This is a genomic window from Vibrio sp. V31_P5A7T61 (assembly GCF_009904895.1).
Taxonomy (GTDB): domain Bacteria; phylum Pseudomonadota; class Gammaproteobacteria; order Enterobacterales; family Vibrionaceae; genus Vibrio; species Vibrio metschnikovii.
The window spans coordinates 1-22,381 of sequence record NZ_WXWI01000065.1 but is presented as its reverse complement, the minus strand read 5'-3'; the positions used below and the strand labels follow the sequence as shown (position 1 = coordinate 22,381).

Sequence of the window (22,381 nt, the reverse complement as noted above, 5' to 3'; positions counted from 1 at the left end):
GTCAAACCCTTTTTATCATCGAGGATAGATGAATGACCCACTCAGCCTGTGTTGGGGCCGATAATGAGTGAGTCGTTTGATTGAACTTTAAATATCATCAGAAGGAGAGTCAGCACTCTGAACTTCAACCGATGATGGGGTAGCGTGTTGCTGATCTTGGTACTCAGTCATAGCACTGGCGATTTCCCAACACAGACGAGCAGCAAGTCGCGCCGTTTGATTATCGATATCATGGCTAGGGTTATATTCAGCCAGATCGGCAATCAGCAGTTTATTGATATGGTGTTGCAGTAGATGATCGAAGTAGAGATAGAAATTATCTAAACTTACGCCTTGGGCAGCAGGGGCGCTGACACCGGGGGCGGTCGCCGCTGGAAAGACATCGAGATCGATGGTTAAGTAGAGATAATCACAATCGGCGATAAATGCATCCATTTTCTCGATTAACGCAGCGTGATTGCGCTCGTTGAGGGTTTTATCATCGACATACCAAACACCAAGCTCATCGGCACGCTGGAATAGAGCGGTCGTATTGTTAGCACGGCTTACACCTAAGCAGGCGTAATGAAAATCCCAGCCGATTTGTTGACAGTGATCAGCGATTTGCATAAACGGAGTGCCAGAGCTGGGCTTGATGGATACCTTATCACTGCTAAAGGATCTGAGATCAAAGTGAGCATCAAAATTGATGATCGCGATCTTTGGAGTCTTCATGCCTTGTTTGAGTAAATGTTTGCCCAGTCCTTGAAAGCTCGCCCATGCCACTTCGTGACCACCGCCAAGCACAATCACTGGTGAGTGTTCTAAACCGTCAGCAATTAACTGCGCACAACGGAGTTGGGATTGCTCTAAATCATCATCATGGCAGTGAATATTGCCCAAATCGCATAACGAGCTGGTATGGCGCCACGCTAAATTGGCTAATGCTTGTTTAATTAAATTCGGTGCATGTTTTGCGCCGATCCGCCCTTTATTGCGCTCAACACCGGCATCACACTCAAAGCCAACCAATGCAACGCTATGGGAGGCTTGGGTTAATTCATCAAGGTGTTTTATTTGCATAACATGGTGGACTCGCTGACCAAGTTCACCATCTTCAACATCATCACGACCTTGCCACTGATAAAGATGGGAAGGGGAAACGGAATTAGTCATGACAGAGCTCTCCATCAACCATACGGGCTTGTAAAGAAGGGATACCAACTTGATAACTCAATTCGGCAGGATGATTAAGTGACCAGAAGGCCAAATCGGCATCATAGCCGACAGCAATTTGGCCACGGCTTGCCGCGACACCAAGTGCTTGTGCTGCATGAGTGGTAACCCCACGCAGCGCTTCTTGCGGGGTTAAGCCAAACAAGGTGCAAGCCATGTTCATCATTAAGGTCAGGTCGGCAAATGGTGAAGTGCCAGGATTGATATCGGTAGCAATCGCCATGGGTACTTGATAGCGGCGTAACCATTCAATGGGGGGCTTACGTGTTTCGCGTAAAAAATAAAACGCGCCGGGCAGCAAAGTCGCGACGGTCGTTGATTGTGCTAATGCTTGCACTCCAACTTCATCGAGATACTCAATGTGATCGACCGATAGTCCGTTATAGCGCGCCGTTAAAGCGCTGCCACCGAGATTGGACAGCTGTTCTGTATGGCCTTTAATCGCTAAACCATGCTCAATGGCACACTGAAACACTTGCTCAGTTTGCTTAAGATTAAAGCCTACCGATTCACAAAACACATCCACACTGCTTGCCAATTGCTGCTCTGCCACTTGTGGAATGATAGTTTGGCAGATGAAATCAACATAACTATCGGCTTTACCGGCAAACTCAGGTGGCACGGCGTGGGCGGCAAGTAGGGTGGTGGTGATTTTCACTCGGCGGTGGGCTTCCAACGCTTTCGCGGCTTTGAGCATTTTAATTTCATCATCAAGCGTCAGCCCATAGCCAGATTTGATCTCTACACTGGTGATCCCGCTGCGTAATAAACCATCTAAACGAGGCAGTGCTAACTCGGTTAATTGCTCTTGTGAGGCTTGGCGGGTCGCTTGCACCGTTGACATGATTCCGCCCCCTTGAGCGGCAATCGTCTGATAAGAGACGCCATTTAAGCGTTGTTCGAACTCATTGGCTCGTTGACCTGCATAAATAAGGTGCGTATGGCAATCAATCAGTCCCGGAGTGACTAACTGGCCTTGGCAATTGGTTCGCTGTGGATGGTCGGCGAAGGTGTTTGTGGTGATGTCGGCAATTTTTTCGTCACGGATGACAATTGAAAGCGGCTCACTGGGCTGATAGCCGATATCACCAGCTTGCATACTCACTATACGCGCATTGGTTAAGACGTGTTCCATTTCCCCTACTTAGCGAGCCAGAGGTTCGCGATGATACCGACTTCCTTGCTACTTGACGCTGCAGCGACATTGGCTACGTTCGATCATCTCAATTCAATCGCTGAGTTTTCGACTGTTTGAGGACGATTTTTCCAAACAGGTAACATTAGGTCGTTAAGGATGATTTAATGTATATACAATTAATAGGATTAACGGATGATGAATGCAATGGTTATGTTACAAAAATGTGATCAGCTCTATGGTTGTGGATAGACAATTTTCGAACTTAATTTGTACTTACTGGCCGGATGATAGAGCTGAGCGAAGCTCACTAAATGCTCACCACTCCAAGTACGACGATTAAGCAGCAAGCAAGGTTCGTTAGCTTTGAGTAGCAACGCTTCACTGATTGGTTTGTCAGCGATCAAAGCTTCGACCGTATGCTCAATCGCACTGAGTGGGCAGGCCTCGGAAAGGTATTGGTTAGGCGTAATATGAGTAAAGTCTTGTTGAAGGTAGTCAGGGGCATGCCTAGGGTTAACCCAACGAACTTCAAGTTGTAATGGTTGATCGTTCGCGTAATGTAATATTTCACTATAAAACAATGGAGTAGAGAGCATTACCCCCAATTGAGTAGCAAGAGTTTCATCGGCAATTAAAGAGTGATGAGCGCGAACTTTATTATGATAACGCTGACCTCGACTGACGATTTCCTCGGCAATATTGCGTATATCTAACAGTGGAGATTCGGCTTTTTCTGGTGCGGCGCAGACAAAGGTGCCTAACCGTGGGCGACGTTGCAAGCGGCCTTCAGACACTAAATCTCGAATCGCTTTATTGACCGTCATGCGACTGACAGAAAATTGCTCAGTTAATTCCAATTCGGTGCTGATCCGTTCACCAACTGGCCATTGGCCGGATTCGATCTGGTGAATAATGTGCTGTTTAATTTGTTGGTACAGGGGTGAAGTAGGCATACAAATCCATTACATTTATTTATCTATACAAATGATTGATGAGCGAGCTAAAAAAAGCAAGTCTATTTGTTCGTATTTAGCGCAGGGCTATACAGATAATGTTTTTTGCGATTTAAAGCCTTAGGCTTATTCGCTATAGTGTCAGCTATTTCCAGGCTAATAAGAGAGAAAAATATGCTCGCATCCTCGACCAGCATTCCTACAGAAATGACTTTCTTTTCACGATTTGAAAGCGATATTTTAACCGGAAAAAAAGTCATCACTATTCGTGATCAAAGCGAGAAGGATTATCAACCGGGTTCTATGGTTGACGTGAGTACCTTAGAAGAAGGGCGTTGGTTTTGCCGTTTAAAAATCATCAATGTTGAGCCGATCCAGTTTGATGACTTAAATGAGTTTCATGCTCAGCAAGAAAATATGACCTTAACTGAATTAAAACAGGTGATCAGCGATATCTATCCAGGGATAGAAGAGTTGTATGTGATTCATTACCAACTAGTCGAATAACGATCTTTGGTTATTTAACTGCCGTGCTAAGTTGATTTTTCTTTTAGGAAAAAAACAATGCCAACTCGTACTGAGTTGGCATTGTCGCTGATACCCTTCTTACTTAAAGTTTTCTGGGTATCGTCCGTTAACGAAACGAATATTAGTCACGTTTCCAACGAATATGACAAAACTTTTGTTCAGGATCTCGGCTTAGCAATAAACGTGCAAAAACGTCATCCAGTACGTCGTTACTCTCATTGACCAATCCTATGCAAATTTCTGCATAGCGCTCTTTATCGACGCTAAAGCCAACTTCCGCATCCCAATCATCACTAATATCAACCACTTCAGCTGCGCCGCGCTCATCGAACTGGGCAACAAAGAGCAGGACATCTGCTGGTTCAAGGTTATCTTCCGCCATTTCTAAGAAAATGTCGTAAGCGGTATCGATGGCTTCATCGTAAGAGAGTAAGTCTGTCATGCTCACGCTCGGTTCATGTATTTACGCTCAGCGGTATTGATCACAATGCGATCACCGTTAGCGATGTATTCAGGCACTTGCACCACTAGACCCGTGGCAAAACGCGCTGGTTTAGTACGAGAAGAAGCAGAAGCCCCTTTGATCGATGGATCAGTTTCTTCAATCACCATCTCTACAGAAGAAGGCAACTCAACGGCAACGGGTTTACCATCAACCAGTACCACTTGTAGACCTTGAATTTCTTCGGTGATAAACAGCAGTTCATCTTCGATATCGGCTTTTTTGAAGGTGAATTGTGAGTAATCTGCATTATCCATGAAGATATAATCATCACCGTCGACATAAGAGAAAGAAACGTTGCGTTTGTTCATCTCTACCGTATCAAGAAAATCGTCAGATTTATAACGTTCGTCGACGCGAGCACCTGTAGTTAGGTCAGTACAACGTAATTTGTAAATTTTAGAACCGCCACGGCCACCTGGAGTGGTGACTTCGATATCTTTGATTAACAATGTTTTGCCGTTAGAAATAATCGCAAAACCTTTTTTTAGTTCACTTGCCTTTGGCATGGAAAATACCCTTTGTGCTTGATTTCGGCGCATTATAACGAATGCTTTCTCAGAAAAGAAATGCTTCCTGCGCTCCTGAAAAGAAAAAGTTGTTGTGCAGTGGAAATTGTCTTGCAAGACACGGTTGGTCATGATTTGGCTATTGATTCGAACGCGCGCATAGGAGAACATAACTTTATGTTTCACTTGTTGAGTTACTTTACGACATGACCTTGTCGCCTATTGATGCCAAGCAGCCTTTTCAAATTGATTATCAACCTGCGATTAAGGAGTTGGTCTCTTTTTTGCGTGCCGGATTAGGAGAGCAGCTACATAGCGTATATCTGTATGGCAGTGTGGCACGCAAAACTGCGCGTCCCAACTTTTCAAATCTGGATGTGATTGTGGTGACTTATGGTTCAATCGAGAATACTCGTACGACGTTAATCAATACCATTCGTTGGCGTTTTCAAAAACGCTTTGCGTTTATTACTGATGTCAGTTTTAAAACCGCTGAAGTGAAAGAAGTCGCGACGTTAGACAGTTTATTTTCTTGGGGTTTTTTACTGCGCCACTGTAGTGTTTGTGTCTATGGCGATAACCTCGCAGAATGTTTTGGTGATTATGAACCAAGTTGGGAAATCGCCAAGTATTGGAATATGGATGTCGAAGATTGGCTGCTGTTTTATCGTGATAAAATAGCCAAAACCCATGATGCCGCTCAACAGGCGAACGCTCAGCAGATGATTGCTAAAAAACTGCTGCGCGCGAGTTATTCATTGGTCATGTATCAGGACAAAAATTGGTTTGATGACCCGCGTCAGTGCGGCGAGCAGTTTTTACGTTATTACCCAGAGAAACAAACTGAGGTTGATCGCTTAAAAATTTTGCTGAAAGGGCGAGTGATCCCCAAGCGTTCGGTGATTGGTTTATTAGATAGCTTTGGTCCGTGGTTAGTCAAACAGTATAAAAAAACTGAATTTAAGATTGGTTGATAGTCTGCGCATTCATTCTATTACGTTATAGAACGGTAAGTTATCAATACTTTTACTAACAACTTACCAACAGAGTCAACGTCTCTTTCTTATAATAAGCCGTATACGGTTGCTGAGATCGCAATAATCCCCATGATGACTACAAAGGTATTGCTGGTCAGTCCTCGATACTTTTCTAACGCGGGTATTTTTTGAATCGCGTATATTGGAATTATATACAAGATAAGAGCAATGATTGGACCACAGAGCACTTCTATCATTCCCAGTACCGATGGATTTAGTGTCGCGACAAGCCAAGTGGTCATCAGCATGACGATAACGGTCAACGTATTTATTGTACTGGGTTTAATGTTATAGCCTCGATGCTCAAAACCTTCACTGATTAAACGAGAACATCCTTCTTGTGCGCCAATATAAGTCCCTAAAAATGATTTAGAAATGGCGATAAAAGCGATCATCGGGGCCATGATTTCAATGACGGGCGTATCCAGATAGTTGGCTAAGTAAGAGAGAATAGTGATATTTTGTGCTTTGGCCTCGGCAAGTTGCTGTGGCGAAAGCGTGAGTACGCAACTAAGTACAAAGAACATTACGCTCGCGACCATCATCATGTGTGCGTAACCGAGAATTTGAGAACACTTTTTTTCTGCGAGTGTGTCACTATATTCTTTGCGTTTTGATTTAGCAAATGTGGAAATAATGGGAGTGTGGCTAAAGGAGAAAACCATCACTGGAATGGTGAGTAAGAGCGTTCGCCACATATCGCCGCTGGTCACGGAGTGAAGGATAAGATCTTGGTTAAATATTGCGCCATTCCAATGCGGGATAAGATATAAAGCAAGGAGCATCAATACTGAAACGAAAGGATAGACCAGAATACTCATGGTTTTTACTATCAGTTCCTCGCCATAACGAACAATCCCAATCAGTGACATCAAAAGGCAAAATGACAGAATAAAGCGTGGCGGTGGGATTATTCTTAATTGATGCAGCATAAAGCTTTCGACAGTATTGGTGATGGAAACGCCGTAGACCAGCAAAATAGGAAAAATGGAAACAAAGTACAGTAAAGTAAAAATACGACCTGCTTTTTTTCCGAAATGTTCAGACATCACTTGGGTGATATCTGCAGCAGGATTGGTCGATGATAGAACTAAACGAGCTAAACCACGGTGAGCATAAAAGGTCATCGGAAAAGCCAGTAAGCCCATTAATATCAGAGGGATCAGTCCGCCAATGCCTGCATTAATAGGAAGAAAGAGTACACCAGCCCCAATTGCAGTACCATAAAGTCCGAGCATCCAAACGGTATCAGATTTTCGCCATGTTGAAGGTGATACGGTGGTTATCGTGACATCCTGTTGTGTCGATAGCATAGTTTTCTCCAAGTTTGCGCTGTATTTATTTTTATAGTTATGAATTATTGATAACTCTGAAATTAAGAACGACGAGGCTTACCATAAATGCGCTGAGGGAGAGAAACTGTGATCTTAATAGGCTTTCGTTTTTTCTATATAAAAGCTTTATTCCCTTACAAAGGGTAATGTTAATTATTTTCTTATTCAGAATAATGAGATGGGAAATGCGTTAATTTTTGGGGCTATTATATGAACTCGGGTTATTAAAATAACCCGAGTTGCGCGGCGGTGATTTGCTCAAACTGACGGTTAATAAAAGGCAAAATCGCATCGGCAACGGGTTTGAGTTGTTTATCAATGTAATGTTGGTAATCGATAGGGCTGGATAAGTACTGCTTAGGTTCAGGGCCATTAAGTGTCATACAGTATTCAATCGTGCCTTTATTTTGATATTGTAAAGCTCTACCTAAACGCGCATTGATTTCATCTGCTAGGCGAGCGGCGCGTACTTGAGGAGGCACGTTTTTTTGGTACTCGTGCAGCTTGCGTCGCAGGCGCTTTTGGTAGGTTAGCTGCTGATCAAACTCTCCAGCTAACGTTTGCTCAACGGTCGTGCGAATATACTCATCTGGCTGCTGATCGTGAAATATCATCCAATACAGTTCAGACTGAAAACGTTGGGCAAGAGGCGTCCAATCACTGCGGGCGCTCTCTAAGCCTTTAAACACCATTTTTTCCGCACCGGGCTCACCAATCAGGCCAGCGTAGCGCTTTTTCGACCCCGTTTCTGAGCCGCGGATGGTCGGCATTAAAAACTTGCGGTAGTGAGTTTCATACTCCAGCTCTAAAAAAGAACTTAATCCGTAGGCTTGCTGAAGATGGGTTGCCCACCACTGGTTAATGTGCCAGACCAAGTCACGTCCGATTTTGTCAGCTTGTGTTTGGCTAAATGCGCCACCTAATGAAACAAAGGTTGAATCGGTATCACCATAAATGACCTGATAACCTTGCGCCTCAATTAAGGTTTTGGTCTGCTTCATGATTTCGTGGCCGCGCATGGTAATACTTGAAGCCAGACGAGTATCAAAAAACCGGCAGCCAGATGATCCAAGTACGCCATAAAAGGAGTTCATAATAATTTTGATCGCTTGCGAAAAGGCGGGCTCGTTGTTTTGCTTAGCAATATCCCGAGCGGCCCACAGTGCTTCGATCATTGCCGGCAAAAAATGGCGTTGACGATGAAACTGGCCGCCACGAAATCCAGCGACCGCTTGATGTGGTTTATTGCCGATCTCAAGTGGTAGACCTTCAATCAGCCCTAAAGGGTCAATTAAAAACGAGCGGATAATTGAGGGATAAAGGCTTTTAAAATCAAGTAGTAGGACTGAGTCATACAAGCCAGGGCGAGAGTCCATGACATAACCACCTGGACTGGCAATCCAGTTTTCGGAGTGCAGGTTGGGCGCGACATACCCAGCACGGTGTAGTTGAGGCAGATAGAGGTTTGTAAACGCGGCTACTGAGCCGCCAATTCTATCTAACTCTAATCCGGTTAATCGAGAGCGCTGAATAACAAAGTCCAATAAATGGGTATGTTGGAAAATCTTCTCGACTAAAATGCAATCTTGCAGATTGTAATGGGCGAGCTGAGGTTTATCTTGTCGGTAAAGGCGATTGATTTCTTCCATTCTATCGTGCGGCTGAGTAATGGCTTTACCTTCTCCTAACAGTTGACGGGACACGGCCTCTAAAGACCAAGAGCGAAACTGATAGGTGGCTGTTTTTAAGGTATCGATTCCATCCAGTACCACGCGTCCGGGAATGGTAATAAAACCTTGGTTCGTTTGCGCAGCTGATCGAAAATAACTGGCCTGCTTAGCTCGGCCAAGTTTGAGCTTTAATTTATGCCATTCGGCCCGCTTGTGCAGTAAGCGAAAGTCAAAATCAATCACATTCCAGCCAATGATCACGTCCGGATCAAAGCGTTGAAACCAATCGACTAAAGCATTGAGTAAGTGATATTCATCGCTGACCCATTCGATAGTGGTTTCAGCGGACTGTGGCTGGCCGACCATGATCACACGACTATCGATGGGGCTATGCAAGCCGATGGAGTAAAGTAAGCCTTTCTCTGAGCATTCAATGTCTAATGAAACCACATGGAGTTGTGGTAAATAGTTCGCTTGTCGGCATTTTGCTTGACGGACTTGGCGATAGTCGCCGTAGTGGGTTATGGCGCCGGTAAACTCAAGGCTGCCTTGAATAAATCGCTCCATTAAATAGCGATCCGCCAGTTTAATATCGGCTTCTAAAGTGATGATATTTGCTTGGTGGAGCGCTTGAGCCAGTTTGGATGCTTGATAATGGCTCGCAAAATAACAACCTGCCAGTGACTGTTGGTTAAAGTCTTTAAGCTCAAGAGGCCGAACATCAACGGTTATTTGCTGTTGTTTGGCGATGGCTTGGCAGGCTTGAATCTGCGTTTGTTCGATAAAGAACACCGCTTGTTCGCCCTCGATAATCAACTGTGTTGGCCCTTGATCTGTCGCCAGCCACAACTCAATGTGACTTTTACCGTTGATATCTTTTGCTTGGCGGGTGAGGACAAAACCTGATTCGAGAGTCACAGTCAACCTTATTGATGGCAGTATTTAGGCAGAAGATATCTTTCTTTGCTACTTGTCGTCTATCTGTAACATCAAGTCGTTTGGGGATACCTAAAAAATAGCAGAAGATAATACCATCTTCTGCTATTCGCGTCAGGACGCGTTGAGGTCGGTGTAATTTGAGGTTTTGCCGATAGTGGACCTTATCAAGTTCATGATATTTCTAAACTAAAGTGAACATTATTATAATGGGCCACTGCGATTTACTTGTCGCGCTTAGTAATAAAAATAACCAGTGACTTTTGCACTCATTTCTTCTTGTTGCCAATGCTGATAGCGAATTTCACTGCGCAGTGCCCAATGACGAGCAAGACTCCAGTTCCACGTTAAATTAATCTGGCTATGATGATCGGCAGCGCTATTCAATAAAGCTAAGTATTGCCCTTGTAGCCCTAAACGGTGCTTGTCTGCCACTTGCCAGAGGACGCCTGCTTCCATCCCCACACCGGTGGTGAAACGATAATCGGTCAGTGAACCATGATTGAATGCCAGTGAGGCTAATCCATAGCTGTGTAAGTTATTGGGGTCACCCCATGCCTGACCATAACCACCTTGCACAAACCACCGTCCTTGACGTTGTTGCTGGCTTGGCTGGCGATCAAAACCAAGTCGCATATTCCATGATGCACTAGAGAATAGATTGTGATTTGGCGCTACTGTCATGGCATCAAGCAGATACAACTTTTCTAAACGTGTGGTGTTATGTTGATCTTGACTTAATTGTAGATCCAAAAAGCTAATTTGTGCGCCAGGAATAAAGCCTTGCTGAGCATCTAATAAGTCGTGATAGGCGGCGCGCCACTCAAGATTTAACGCTGATGGTGTATGATGCCAATACTGCCCACCGATGCCGAGTCGTGCCGAACCATGCCCTTGTTCAGGAGAAAAGGTCGGTATCGGTACGGGCTCAAAAGGTGATGGGGCGTTGATTTGGCTACGCAGTCGTAATAATTGCGTCAGCCGCTGCGCCGTCGGATCGCGTTCTAAGCCTTGATCATACAATTGAAAATTGAGCCATTCATAAGCAAATTCATAAATCGTGGCTAATTCCTGATCGTTAAACTGGTTAGGGTCAGGAAACTGACCTTGTGTCGCCAGTTTTGCTGCTTGAAAAAGCTCTGGAGAGACTTGCTGTGACTGATGGATTAAACGCGTACCGAATGATTCCCGATAACGCGGGGTATCAATCAAGCCGCGTTTGGCTAAGGCGTTGACGGTATCTGATGGAATGGCTTGAAAAGGAAAATCTTCCACTAAAAAAAGATCATCGCGAGCCAATTCTAATAAAGCGAGCAGTTGATAAGAGCAGTTTTCATCCAAGAAATAGTAATCAAACTCGGCTAATTGCATTTCCCATAAATGCAGCAGCACTCGTTCGACTTCTTGCTCAGTTAAATTCAAGGGATATTCCCAAATATCACGTGACTCAATGTCATTGTATTCACGCACTTTACGATAATAAGGCATCACAGTGAATCTACCCGGATAAAAACCAAATAAACCTTTCATCGCATATAATGCAGGGTTGTCATTGCCTTCGGGTTCGGCGGCAAAATTGATCGCAAACGCGACCAGCTCTTGATGACGAGTTTGATCTTTTGCATCAATCCGGAGCAGAGTATGACCAAACATCGAAGAGGGATTATTCATAAACGCAGTAGGAAAGACCAAAGTCATCCCTGCCGGATCGATCACGGTGCGCCAATTGTCTAATTCTGGACAATTAAGCTGAGCTGTACGGCCTAATTGTGATTCTATCCATGTATAACGTGCTGGATAAGTGCAGCGAGCTTGCTCTGCTATGGCCGGATCGGAATGATAAAGTGTATCTAATGTCGCCTGTAATTCGGCTTGCGGATTAATTTTACCGTCTTGAGCAAGGAAAAATGGCGTTGAATCGATGGTACTGCGATATCCTCCCCATCGAGGCAGATAGTGACCTAATTTTAGCCAATAAGGGTGTGTGGCGAGATCCATCGTATTCAGTTCTGAACTGGCGAAGGCGGGGCGAGTTAATACTACGCTGAGTAAAAAGAACCCTAAGGAGCGCCAATGGCAGTAATGTCTAGCAGAATGTCTCATACTTATCGTGTTCTTTGGGGGGACGAAAATAAATAAAGAGTGCCCTTATCGGGCACTCTAGAGGTAGCTTATTCATCAACCTAAAACTCTGCCATTAGGCTTTTGCTTTGGTCAGGAATCAGCGATTAGATAGTGTAAGCAGCAAGGGCTTGATCTTGAGCAACTAAGGTATTTAGATTAGTAAATACTTCTTGTGAAGTCACGTTTTCAGATTGGAAAACGTTGGCAAAATTTTCTTTTGCTAGTTGATTAAACGCTGCTTTATCAGAGGCTTGAATTCCCCAAACTTCAGAAAGTGTTGCTAGTGTTTCGCCTTCGCCACGTGCGATATCACGTGCAAGGTTATCAAGGTTACCATCGATAAATAGCGCAAGTTTTTGGGCAGAATTAATGGTGCCAGTGCCATCACACCCTAGTGTACCAAAAGTGATACCGAAGGTTTGGTTACCAGAAGTACCGTTGGTGGTTGCACCAAGTACTTTAAACACTTTACCTTCCTTACCATCAAAGATCATGGTGCCGACACCACAACCAATATCAGAGTCTGCCATTACTGCGTTAGAAAAAGGGAGTGCTACAAGAGCGGCCACTGCGAATAGTTTTTTCATGTTTTTATATCCTTAAGATTATCGTTTTAATATCAAAATATCCCAAAGCGCTTTACCTATTTAAATCGAGCATGAGTGGTGACTCAGTGAGCTGATAATAAACGGTGTGTATTATGGGATTGATTGACGGGACTTATAAATATATGAAATTGACTGCATTTTCAATCGAAAGTTACGAATGACTTTCAAAAAGTGGGTATTTTGTGTGATCTTTGTTCAGTATTAAGCCTATTTATAAAATGAGAATGTCTATTTTTTAATGACCTTTATAGTGTTTGAGAATAACGTCATAGATTCTTCAATCTCATCATTATTGCTCTGCCTAATTGGATTTGGTTATGGTTGTCAATGATTGTTTGCTAAATTTAATGTTAGCGATTTATGGTGTTGAGTAGAAACGTTTTAATGAGAGCCTAATTGCCTATTAAACTGCACAGTTTGTAAAAGAAATACTTGCCAAACGTGTGCTTTCGGCACATATTCATTGGCAGCGAGCTAGCCATTTAGGTTAGACTAAGCAGCCATGCTGCATCTTTAATATGATAAAGTGCAGAGCGAATAGATAAGTGTGGAGATACAAGTTTGATCAATGTTTTCCTTGTAGATGATCACGAGCTGGTTCGCACAGGGATACGACGTATTATTGAAGACGTCCGTGGAATGAACGTAGTAGGGGAAGCGGATAGCGGTGAAGATGCAGTAAAATGGTGTCGTAGTAATAACACTGATATTGTATTAATGGATATGAATATGCCCGGTATTGGTGGATTGGAAGCCACTAAGAAGATTTTACGTTTTAATCCAGACGTAAAAATCATTGTGCTCACTATTCATACTGAGAATCCGTTCCCAACCAAAGTGATGCAAGCTGGTGCTGCTGGTTATTTGACCAAAGGTGCAGCGCCCGATGAAATGGTGAACGCTATTCGTATTGTGAATAGTGGCCAGCGATATATTTCTCCTGAAATCGCTCAGCAAATGGCATTAAGCCAGTTTTCACCCGCCTCTGAAAATCCGTTTGCTGGTCTATCAGAACGTGAGCTACAAATCATGATGATGATCACCAAAGGCCAAAAAGTAACCGATATTTCTGAGCAACTCAATCTTAGTCCAAAGACAGTCAATAGCTATCGTTATCGTTTGTTTGCCAAGCTAGATATTAACGGAGATGTTGAGTTAACTCATTTAGCCATTCGACATGGGATGCTCGATACAGAGAAGTTGTAGTGGCTGATTTTGATTCTGTTTCCTTTTTAAAAAATGTCACCCATCAGCCCGGTGTGTACCGTATGTATAACACTGAGGCTGAGGTGATTTATGTTGGTAAAGCCAAAGATCTTAAAAAGCGACTGTCTAGCTATTTTCGTAGTAAAGTTGATAGTGAAAAGACCCGAGCTTTAGTCAGTCATATCAATAAAATTGACGTCACGGTTACTCATACTGAAACCGAAGCGTTGATCCTCGAACATAACTACATCAAACAGTATTTACCCAAATATAATGTGTTGCTGCGGGATGATAAATCTTATCCTTATATCTTCATCAGTGCGCACAAGCATCCTCGTCTCTCTGCGCATCGCGGTGCAAAAAAACGCAAAGGTGAGTATTTTGGCCCTTATCCAGATTCTGGTGCGGTGCGAGAAACGTTGCACCTGATTCAAAAAATATTCCCAGTGCGGCAATGTGAAGATACCGTGTACAGCAATCGTGTTCGCCCTTGCTTAATGTATCAAATCGGTCGTTGTGCGGCTCCTTGTGTGAGTAGCCTTATTTCTGATGCAGATTATGCCGAGTTAGTGAACTGTGTACGGCTGTTCTTGCAAGGAAAAGATAAGCAAGTTTTGGAAGTGTTGGTTCGAAAAATGGAGACGGCTAGTCAGGCGTTACGTTTTGAAGATGCAGCAAAGTTTCGTGACCAAATTCAAGCGATTCGCCGTGTGCAGGAGCAGCAGTTTGTAGCAGAAGATTCACAAGATGATCTGGACGTGCTTGGTTTTGCGCAAGAGAAAGGGTTGGCCTGTATCCATATTTTGATGATCCGCCAAGGTAAAGTTTTGGGGAGTCGGAGCTTTTTTCCAAAAATCCCAGCCAATACCGAGTCGCAAGAAGTCTTCGAAAGTTTTTTAAGTCAATACTATCTTAATCATACTGATAGCCGAGTGGTTCCGAGTCGAATCATTCTTAATCAGGGGTTATTAAAAGAGACTAAACCATTACAATTGGCGTTGCGTGAATTAGCTGGGCATAACGTTCATTTTCATGTCAGTCCGACAGGGACACGTGGCCAATACTTGAAGTTATCAAATACCAATGCATTGAGCGCGATGACCAGTAAGCTTAATCACAAGATGACCATTCAGCAGCGTGTTAATGAACTTCAGCGTGTATTAGGTATAGATAATGTAACTCGTATGGAATGTTTTGATATTTCTCACACCATGGGAGAAAGTACCGTTGCCTCTTGTGTGGTGTTTAATCAAGAAGGACCACTCAAAGCGGAATATCGTCGTTATAATATCACTGGAATTACTGGTGGCGATGATTATGCAGCCATGGCTCAAGTTTTAGAGCGTCGATATGCCAAACAATTGGATGTGGATAAAATACCAGATGTAATATTTATTGATGGTGGTAAAGGTCAACTCAATCGCGCGCTACAGATCATTACTCAATGTTGGCAAGATTGGCCGAAGCGACCACAATTGATTGGTATCGCGAAAGGAATTAGTCGTAAACCTGGCCTTGAAACATTAATCACCACCGAGGGCGACGAGTTTCATTTACCTAGCGATGCGCCTGCATTGCACCTTATCCAACATATTCGTGACGAAAGCCATAATCACGCTATTACCGGACATCGTGCTAAACGAGGTAAAACTCGACGCACTAGTACGTTAGAAGGGATTGAAGGCGTGGGGCCTAAACGTCGGCAAGCTTTATTAAAATACATGGGGGGCTTGCAAGAAATTAAGCGTGCGACTGTTGAAGAAATCGCCAAGGTGCCGGGTATTAGTCACTCTTTAGCAGAAATTATTTATCAAGCATTGAAACCATAGTCAAAATGCAGCACCATTAACGCGCCATTGATCAGAGCCTACTATTATGCGTTTAAATATTCCTAACATCTTGTCGTTGTTGCGACTTTTTCTCATCCCTGTCTTCATCGTTGTTTTTTATTTGCCTTATAGTTGGTCACCCTTTGCGGCTGCCATGATTTTTTTTGTGGCTGGTTTTACCGATTGGCTAGATGGCATGTTGGCGAGAAAGCTTGGCCAAACGTCGCGTTTTGGTGCGTTTATTGATCCGGTTGCTGACAAGGTTCTTGTCGCTACTGCGCTGATTTTGATCACCGAGTATTATCATTCAATATGGATAACCATCCCCGCCGTGACCATGATTGGTCGAGAAATTATTATTTCAGCATTAAGAGAATGGATGGCTGAAATCGGTAAGCGCGCTAGTGTGGCTGTTTCTTGGATTGGTAAAGTAAAGACCGTTAGCCAAATGTTTGCATTGTGGATTTTGATCTGGCGTTACGATCAATGGATGGTTTGGTTAGGATTTATAGCTCTGTATGTCGCGACTATTTTAACGTATTGGTCTATGGCACAATACTTAGCAGCGGCGAAAAATGATTTGCTAAATGAAGAACATCATTAGAAAAGCGGGCATCGGCCCGTTTTTCTATTTTTAAACACCGCCGATCTGGATGTCGATTGGGCTTGGCTGCGATTATTTTTTAATAACGCGTTTCTTGTTGATTAATGATCGTCGCTTATTGTTCGATAAAGAGTAATCAAAAGCCGAGTAAAAATGGATTTTTGCTCGTTATGTTCTGGATAAATAGAGACTTTTTGCTAAAAAAACAAACAAAAAAACCATTTTTGAATGCAAAGTAATCAAACGATTCAAAAAGCAAAAAAATTCTATTGACTGATCGCATCGAATCCGTAGAATGCATCCCGTACTCAAGAGCAACGCGATAAAGAAGCAAGCGGTTTGAGTTTCGAAGGCGCGTTGGCAGAGTGGCCATGCAGCGGATTGCAAATCCGTGAACCTCGGTTCGACTCCGGGACGCGCCTCCATTGCGACACTAGCTCAGTTGGTAGAGCGCAACCTTGCCAAGGTTGAGGTCACGAGTTCGAACCTCGTGTGTCGCTCCAGATTATATCAGTATGGCGAAAGCGGTGCTGAGATTAAAAAATTAGTGTGCCCTGGTGGTGAAATTGGTAGACACAAGGGATTTAAAATCCCTCGACTTTCGAGTCGTGCCGGTTCAAGTCCGGCCCGGGGCACCATTTATAAAGAGCAACGTGATAACGTCACTTGCTTAATGCGACACTAGCTCAGTTGGTAGAGCGCAACCTTGCCAAGGTTGAGGTCACGAGTTCGAACCTCGTGTGTCGCTCCAAAATAAAAAAGCCCAGCCAAAAATGGTTGGGCTTTTTTTATGTTAACTGTTTTCTGTTGAAAAAGACTTACGTTTTAATAGATAGCATCATATCCAGATTTGCTGATGTCCGATTGATTGAACTATAGCCTAGGAAACCTATTCAATACTGGAGTACACAAGCAGTGACTAAGAGACCAGTAGTGAGTAGCCAATATCTTGTTTGTCTTTGATATCTTGTTTAAAAAACTGATAGCAGAATTCACGAAACCAGCGATGTTCAAGTGAGTGATGGTGTTTTGCATGCCAAAGTAAGTAATAATCGTGCTGAGGCAGCTCATAAGGCGTAGGAAAAAGGGTCACTGGGTGCCCTTGGGCATATTGAGCGGCGATATGTAATGGTAACGTAACCAAGCAGTCGGTACCAATCATGGTTTCAATGGCAAGACGAATTGAAGGTAACGTGGCAAAGATCCGACGTTTTTTTCGATAGCGTTGAAATAACGTATCAACTTGTAAGCTTTCCGTATGAAGTCCACTGACTAAAATATGCCTTGCTCGAAAGTAGTCATCAAGTGTGAGTGTTGTATTCTGCTCGATACGCTGTGACCAACGACAGACGACATACTGATCACTGGCTAATTTTTTACCATGTAAGTTTTCAGGAACAATAACAGATAATGTGGCGAGTAAATCTACTTGGCTTTCCGCTAACTCGCTGAGTGCACGATCTTGCCATAGTGTTGTATTGAGTCTAGCTCTGGGGGCTTGCTGATGAAATTCTCGGCAAAGTTGGGGCAGAATATCTGGTGAAATAAAATGATTGAGCGCGAGATTAAATGGCCGCTGAATTTTATGCACTTCACAATCGGCAGGTTGATAAAGTTGTTCCAGTTGTGTAAATACGGAGGGGAGAAGTGCCAGTAATGATTCTCCCCGTTTGGTTAATATAAATTGCTGTCCTTGCCTGATAAGTAACGGATCCTGAAACTCTTCGCGCAGTTGTTTAAGCGTTTTGCTGATAGCGGGTTGAGTAACGTTCAGTTTTTTAGCTGCATCAGTGAGATTTTTGGTCTCTAATAGGGCATATAGGGTCGGCAGCAATTTGTAGTTATGCATAGTATCCTGATTATAACTTTTTCATCATCCAAACATCACAGCCACCATGTTCAGTACCTTCGAGAGGTTTTGATAGGTGCTCAAAACCTAATCGTTCATACAATGCGATAGCTGAAGACATACTAGAAAGGGTATCAAGATAACAGTACTGAAACCCTTGAGATTTAGCAAATTCTAGACAGCGTTCGGCGATGATTCTTCCGCCGCCGTGACCCCGGCTTTTGGCTAGTAAGAACAACTTTTTTAATTCGCAAACACTCCTACTATCTTGAAATGGTGCTATTCCACCCCCTCCAACAATATCATTATCCAACAGGGCAACAAGATATAGACTATGTCTATCCTGAGTGTAGTACTTACTCATAGTTAAAACTTCTTCATCAGCAGGTCCAAAACCTTCGCCGACCGCACCAAATTCAGCACCGACTTGTTTAATAATTTGGCAAATTGAGGCATCGTGTTCTGCTTCAATGGGTAAAATTGTTAATGGCATTATCAACCTCTGGTTATAATCTTTGTGGGTCTAACCATAACGGGCAGCGTCATTTGAACAAAATCAATTTATGACAAAATCACTATAACTAAAAGTTATTTTGCAACTGCCTAACTTGATGAGTTAGCGATGAATAAACACGCAAAAAATGAAGGAAATGTGATTTCAATTTGGCTTTGACAGCGGCTTTCGTTACTATGTACAGCTTACTAAAAACCCCAAGAATCCCTTAATTCCCTCACGGGTGCCTTAAGGAAACTGCGCATCAGCAGACGAGGAAACAATGCAACATCTACAACAGATTATTGCTAACGCGACAGCAGCTATTAATGCTGCGGAGTCGTTAGTTGCACTGGATGAAGTGCGTGTTCATTATCTGGGCAAAAAGGGTGAGCTAACGGCTCAACTGCAAAGCCTAGGTAAATTACCACCAGAAGAGCGTCGTACCGCAGGTCAAGAGATCAACGTTGCCAAAGAAACCGTACAAAAAGCGATTTCACTGCGTAAAGATGCTTTACAACGCGCCGAATTAGAAGCGAAGTTGGCGGCTGAAACGATTGACGTGACTTTACCTGGTCGCCGTATTGATAATGGTGGTTTACACCCAGTCACTCGCACGATTGAACGCATCGAAAACTTTTTTGGTGAATTAGGCTTTAGCGTTGAGTCTGGCCCTGAGGTTGAAGATGCCTTCCATAACTTTGATGCGTTAAATATTGCTGCCGATCATCCGGCGCGTACCGATCACGATACCTTCTTTTTTAATCCTGATTTGATGCTGCGTACTCACACTTCTGGCGTACAGATCCGCACGATGGAAAACGGTAAACCACCGTTCCGCTTTATTGCTCCAGGTCGTGTGTATCGTAATGATTATGATCAGACTCATACGCCAATGTTCCATCAAGTCGAAGGCATGTTGGTCGATGAAAAGGTTAACTTTGCTCAACTTAAAGGCATTTTACACGATTTTCTATGCAACTTCTTTGAAGAAGAAGTTGAGGTGCGTTTCCGTCCATCTTATTTTCCTTTTACCGAGCCCTCCGCTGAAGTGGATGTGAAAGGTAAGAACGGTAAATGGTTAGAAGTCCTGGGTTGCGGTATGGTTCATCCTAATGTATTGCGCAGTGTCGGTATTGACCCTGAGCAGTACTCAGGTTTTGCCTTTGGTATGGGAGTAGAGCGTTTAACGATGTTGCGTTATGGCGTGAACGATCTACGTTCGTTTTTCGAAAACGACCTGCGTTTCCTTAAACAATTCAAGTAATCCAGAGGCTTATCACTATGAAATTTAGCGAATCTTGGCTTCGTGAGTGGGTAAACCCTGCGGTTAGCACTGACGAATTGACTCATCAAATTACTATGGCAGGGTTAGAAGTCGATGACGTTCTCCCTGTTGCTGGCGTGTTTAACGGCGTTAAAGTTGGCCAAGTGATTGAATGTGGTCAACATCCTGACGCTGATAAACTGCGTATCACTAAAGTCGATGTCGGTGAAGACGAATTACTCGATATCGTTTGTGGCGCAGCCAACTGCCGTCAAGGCTTGAAAGTCGCGGTTGCTACCGTTGGTGCTGTACTGCCTGGCGATTTCAAAATTAAGAAAGCCAAATTACGTGGCCAGCCTTCTCACGGCATGTTGTGTTCATTCTCAGAGTTAGGGATTGACATTGAATCAGACGGGATTATGGAATTAGCGCAAGATGCGCCGATTGGCTGTGATTTTCGTGAGTTTTTAGGTCTTAATGATGTCACTATCGATGTCGACCTTACGGCTAACCGTGCTGATTGTTTCAGCTTGCGTGGATTAGCGCGTGAAGTTGGCGTACTTAACCGTCTGGATATTATTGAGCCATCGGTTGCTCCTGTAGCGGCGTCAATTAACGATAGCCTAACGATTGATATCCAAGCACCTGCGGCTTGTCCGCGTTATCTTGGGCGAATTGTCAAAAACGTTAATGTGAACGCCGCCACTCCATTATGGATGCAGGAAAAGTTACGCCGTTGCGGTATTCGTTCGATCGATCCGATTGTCGACATCACTAACTATGTGATGCTAGAGCAAGGCCAGCCAATGCATGCGTTTGATTTGGCAAAGATTGAGGGCGGTATTGTGGTACGTCTTGCTGAGCAAGATGAAAAGCTAACTCTTCTCGATGGCACAGAAGCGACGCTCAATCCTGATACCTTATTGATTGCTGACCATAACAAACCACTGGCGATTGCCGGTGTATTTGGTGGTGAGCATTCTGGGGTAAGTTCAAGCACGCAAGATGTGTTATTAGAGTCGGCTTTCTTCGCGCCAGATCATATCCGCGGTCGTGCTCGTCGTTATGGATTACATACTGATTCGTCGATGCGCTTTGAACGTGGTGTAGACTACGAGTTACAGCAAGCGGCTCTTGAGCGTGCTACCCAACTATTGATTGATATTTGTGGTGGTCAAGCGGCTCCTATTGTTGCTGCACAATCTGATCAGCATCTCCCAAGTGCGAATCAAGTGACTCTACGTCGGACGACATTGGATAATTTACTTGGCCATACTATTGCCGATGCCGATGTGGTCGAAATTCTACAACGTCTTGGCATGCAAGTAGAAACCACGTCACAAGGTTGGCAAGCGACTGCACCAACTTGGCGTTTTGATATCTCTATCGAGCAAGATTTAGTTGAAGAAATCGGCCGTATTTATGGCTATGACAATATTCCTAATCAAGCTCCTCAAGCGGCATTGAATATGAATGCCCACAAAGAAGCGCGTTTACCGCTCAAGCGTGTGCGTGATTTGTTAGTGGATCGTGGTTATCACGAAGCTATTACTTATAGCTTTGTTGAACCGGAACAGCAAAAACTAGTGGTTCCGAATATAGAACCCCTCATTTTACCAAACCCAATTTCTGCCGATATGTCAGCGATGCGCCTTAGCTTAATCCAAGGCTTGCTGAATACGGTGGTGCACAACCAGAAACGTCAACAGCCGCGCGTACGCTTGTTTGAGCAAGGTTTGCGTTTTATTCCCGATCAAGCTGCTGAAAATGGTATGCGTCAAGAGCCTATGCTGGCTGGTGTGATCGCTGGTACTCGTGGTGATGAACATTGGAACATGGAAACGGCTAGCGTTGATTTCTTTGATTTAAAAGGCGATGTAGAAGCAATCCTCGATTTAACTGCGAATGGCCGAGCTTATCAGTTTACGGCAACGCAGCATCCGGCATTGCATCCTGGTCAGGCGGCTGCGATTGTGCTGGATGGTAAAGAGATCGGCGTGATTGGTACCGTTCATCCAGAACTTGAGCGTAAATTTGGTTTAAATGGTCGTACAATCGTATTTGAAATCGAATGGTCAGCGATTAATACCAAAGTGATCCCTGAAGCCGTCGCTCTATCTAAGTTCCCTGCAAATCGCCGTGATATTGCTCTGGTTGTCGATCAAAATGTTGCTTCTGGTGACATCGTTGCTACTTGTCAATCGGCGGGTGGCTCGTTATTACGCGATGCTAAACTGTTCGATGTTTACGTTGGTAAAGGTGTTGAGGAGGGTAAGAAGAGCTTAGCTATTGCGCTTATCTTACAATCGGCAGAGCGAACGCTAGAAGATGTGGATATCACTGCTGCAGTGAACAATATTGTTCAAGCGGTGGCTGAACAGTACTCTGCAACACTGCGAGACTAAATAGATAAGATACATTCAGTAAACCAAAAAGCAGATCAAGTCGATCTGCTTTTTTTAGGTCTAATTTTTAGAATTATAAAAACAACAGTATGATTTTTAAGATTATTTACAAAAATTTCAGATCGAGATCAATAAAGATAAGGTTTGTTTTTTTAGTGTTATAGTCTCTAATAG

The 22,381-nt window shown here is 43.7% G+C and carries 18 protein-coding genes and 4 tRNA genes; 11 read left to right on the top strand and 11 right to left on the bottom strand.

Features of this window, described 5'->3' with window-relative positions:
* Positions 1-87: 87 nt before the first annotated feature.
* The 3 genes from hutG to hutC all read right to left on the bottom strand — a co-directional run bounded on the left by hutG (position 88) and on the right by hutC (position 3,306).
* On the bottom strand, positions 88-1,155 hold the full coding sequence (gene hutG, locus CAG58_RS14645) for a formimidoylglutamase (protein ID WP_161425370.1): 1,068 nt from the start codon (positions 1,153-1,155) through the stop codon (positions 88-90).
* Positions 1,148-2,350 (bottom strand): imidazolonepropionase, encoded by a 1,203-nt coding sequence (hutI, locus tag CAG58_RS14640; protein ID WP_161425369.1) that lies wholly within the window; start codon positions 2,348-2,350, stop codon positions 1,148-1,150. The genes hutG and hutI overlap by 8 nt, the downstream gene beginning before the upstream one ends.
* 236 nt (positions 2,351-2,586) lie before the next feature.
* The gene (gene hutC / locus CAG58_RS14635) at positions 2,587-3,306 is read right to left on the bottom strand and encodes a histidine utilization repressor (protein ID WP_158143971.1); all 720 of its coding nucleotides are present in this window, start codon (positions 3,304-3,306) and stop codon (positions 2,587-2,589) included.
* Between the two features lie 207 nt (positions 3,307-3,513).
* Here hutC and yqfB point away from each other — a divergent pair, with 207 nt between their 5' ends.
* A complete protein-coding gene (gene yqfB, locus CAG58_RS14630) occupies positions 3,514-3,813 on the top strand; it encodes a N(4)-acetylcytidine aminohydrolase (RefSeq protein WP_217517909.1) in 300 nt (99 codons plus the stop codon).
* A 142-nt stretch (positions 3,814-3,955) separates the two neighbouring features.
* Here yqfB and CAG58_RS14625 read toward each other — a convergent pair whose 3' ends face one another.
* Complete coding sequence (locus CAG58_RS14625; RefSeq protein ID WP_004395430.1) at positions 3,956-4,276, bottom strand: HI1450 family dsDNA-mimic protein; 321 nt, start codon at positions 4,274-4,276, stop codon at positions 3,956-3,958.
* Positions 4,277-4,278: 2 nt separating this feature from the next.
* On the bottom strand, positions 4,279-4,845 hold the full coding sequence (gene yeiP / locus CAG58_RS14620) for an elongation factor P-like protein YeiP (protein ID WP_161425367.1): 567 nt from the start codon (positions 4,843-4,845) through the stop codon (positions 4,279-4,281).
* Between the two features lie 206 nt (positions 4,846-5,051).
* Here yeiP and CAG58_RS14615 point away from each other — a divergent pair, with 206 nt between their 5' ends.
* Positions 5,052-5,819, top strand: coding sequence for a nucleotidyltransferase domain-containing protein (locus CAG58_RS14615; RefSeq protein WP_158138354.1), 768 nt, complete (start codon positions 5,052-5,054; stop codon positions 5,817-5,819).
* An 89-nt stretch (positions 5,820-5,908) separates the two neighbouring features.
* Here the strand turns inward: CAG58_RS14615 and CAG58_RS14610 are convergent, their stop codons facing one another.
* The 4 genes from CAG58_RS14610 to CAG58_RS14595 all read right to left on the bottom strand — a co-directional run bounded on the left by CAG58_RS14610 (position 5,909) and on the right by CAG58_RS14595 (position 12,533).
* On the bottom strand, positions 5,909-7,195 hold the full coding sequence (locus tag CAG58_RS14610) for an aromatic amino acid transport family protein (RefSeq protein WP_161425366.1): 1,287 nt from the start codon (positions 7,193-7,195) through the stop codon (positions 5,909-5,911).
* Positions 7,196-7,440: 245 nt separating this feature from the next.
* Positions 7,441-9,804: a DNA polymerase II gene (locus CAG58_RS14605; protein WP_161425365.1), complete on the bottom strand. Its 2,364-nt coding sequence runs from the start codon at positions 9,802-9,804 to the stop codon at positions 7,441-7,443.
* A gap of 255 nt (positions 9,805-10,059) precedes the next feature.
* Positions 10,060-11,925, bottom strand: a complete 1,866-nt coding sequence (locus tag CAG58_RS14600) for an Lnb N-terminal periplasmic domain-containing protein (protein ID WP_161425364.1) — start codon at positions 11,923-11,925, stop codon at positions 10,060-10,062.
* 125 nt (positions 11,926-12,050) lie between these two features.
* Positions 12,051-12,533, bottom strand: coding sequence for a DUF3015 family protein (locus CAG58_RS14595; protein ID WP_004395424.1), 483 nt, complete (start codon positions 12,531-12,533; stop codon positions 12,051-12,053).
* 582 nt (positions 12,534-13,115) lie between these two features.
* On the opposite strand from CAG58_RS14595, the gene uvrY reads away from it, so the two are divergent.
* From uvrY to CAG58_RS14560, 7 genes are all read left to right on the top strand, one after another.
* Entirely contained in the window at positions 13,116-13,760 is a 645-nt protein-coding gene (uvrY, locus tag CAG58_RS14590; RefSeq protein WP_154168391.1) for a UvrY/SirA/GacA family response regulator transcription factor, read from the top strand.
* Complete coding sequence (gene uvrC, locus CAG58_RS14585; protein WP_161425074.1) at positions 13,760-15,589, top strand: excinuclease ABC subunit UvrC; 1,830 nt, start codon at positions 13,760-13,762, stop codon at positions 15,587-15,589. The genes uvrY and uvrC overlap by 1 nt, the downstream gene beginning before the upstream one ends.
* 46 nt (positions 15,590-15,635) lie before the next feature.
* Entirely contained in the window at positions 15,636-16,193 is a 558-nt protein-coding gene (gene pgsA / locus CAG58_RS14580; protein ID WP_072669232.1) for a CDP-diacylglycerol--glycerol-3-phosphate 3-phosphatidyltransferase, read from the top strand.
* Positions 16,194-16,544: 351 nt separating this feature from the next.
* Positions 16,545-16,618: transfer RNA gene (locus CAG58_RS14575), tRNA-Cys, on the top strand.
* Positions 16,619-16,620: 2 nt separating this feature from the next.
* Positions 16,621-16,696, top strand: a tRNA-Gly gene (locus CAG58_RS14570).
* Positions 16,697-16,744: 48 nt separating this feature from the next.
* Positions 16,745-16,831, top strand: a tRNA-Leu gene (locus tag CAG58_RS14565).
* A 37-nt stretch (positions 16,832-16,868) separates the two neighbouring features.
* Positions 16,869-16,944: transfer RNA gene (locus CAG58_RS14560), tRNA-Gly, on the top strand.
* A 168-nt stretch (positions 16,945-17,112) separates the two neighbouring features.
* Here the strand turns inward: CAG58_RS14560 and CAG58_RS14555 are convergent.
* Together CAG58_RS14555 and CAG58_RS14550 are read right to left on the bottom strand one after the other, a co-directional pair.
* Positions 17,113-18,042, bottom strand: a complete 930-nt coding sequence (locus tag CAG58_RS14555) for a LysR family transcriptional regulator (protein WP_154168389.1) — start codon at positions 18,040-18,042, stop codon at positions 17,113-17,115.
* Between the two features lie 10 nt (positions 18,043-18,052).
* On the bottom strand, positions 18,053-18,535 hold the full coding sequence (locus CAG58_RS14550; protein WP_154168387.1) for a GNAT family N-acetyltransferase: 483 nt from the start codon (positions 18,533-18,535) through the stop codon (positions 18,053-18,055).
* Between the two features lie 283 nt (positions 18,536-18,818).
* On the opposite strand from CAG58_RS14550, the gene pheS reads away from it, so the two are divergent.
* Both pheS and pheT read left to right on the top strand, forming a co-directional pair.
* Complete coding sequence (gene pheS / locus CAG58_RS14545; RefSeq protein WP_154168385.1) at positions 18,819-19,802, top strand: phenylalanine--tRNA ligase subunit alpha; 984 nt, start codon at positions 18,819-18,821, stop codon at positions 19,800-19,802.
* A gap of 17 nt (positions 19,803-19,819) precedes the next feature.
* On the top strand, positions 19,820-22,207 hold the full coding sequence (pheT, locus tag CAG58_RS14540) for a phenylalanine--tRNA ligase subunit beta (RefSeq protein ID WP_161426525.1): 2,388 nt from the start codon (positions 19,820-19,822) through the stop codon (positions 22,205-22,207).
* The last annotated feature ends 174 nt before the right edge of the window (positions 22,208-22,381 follow it).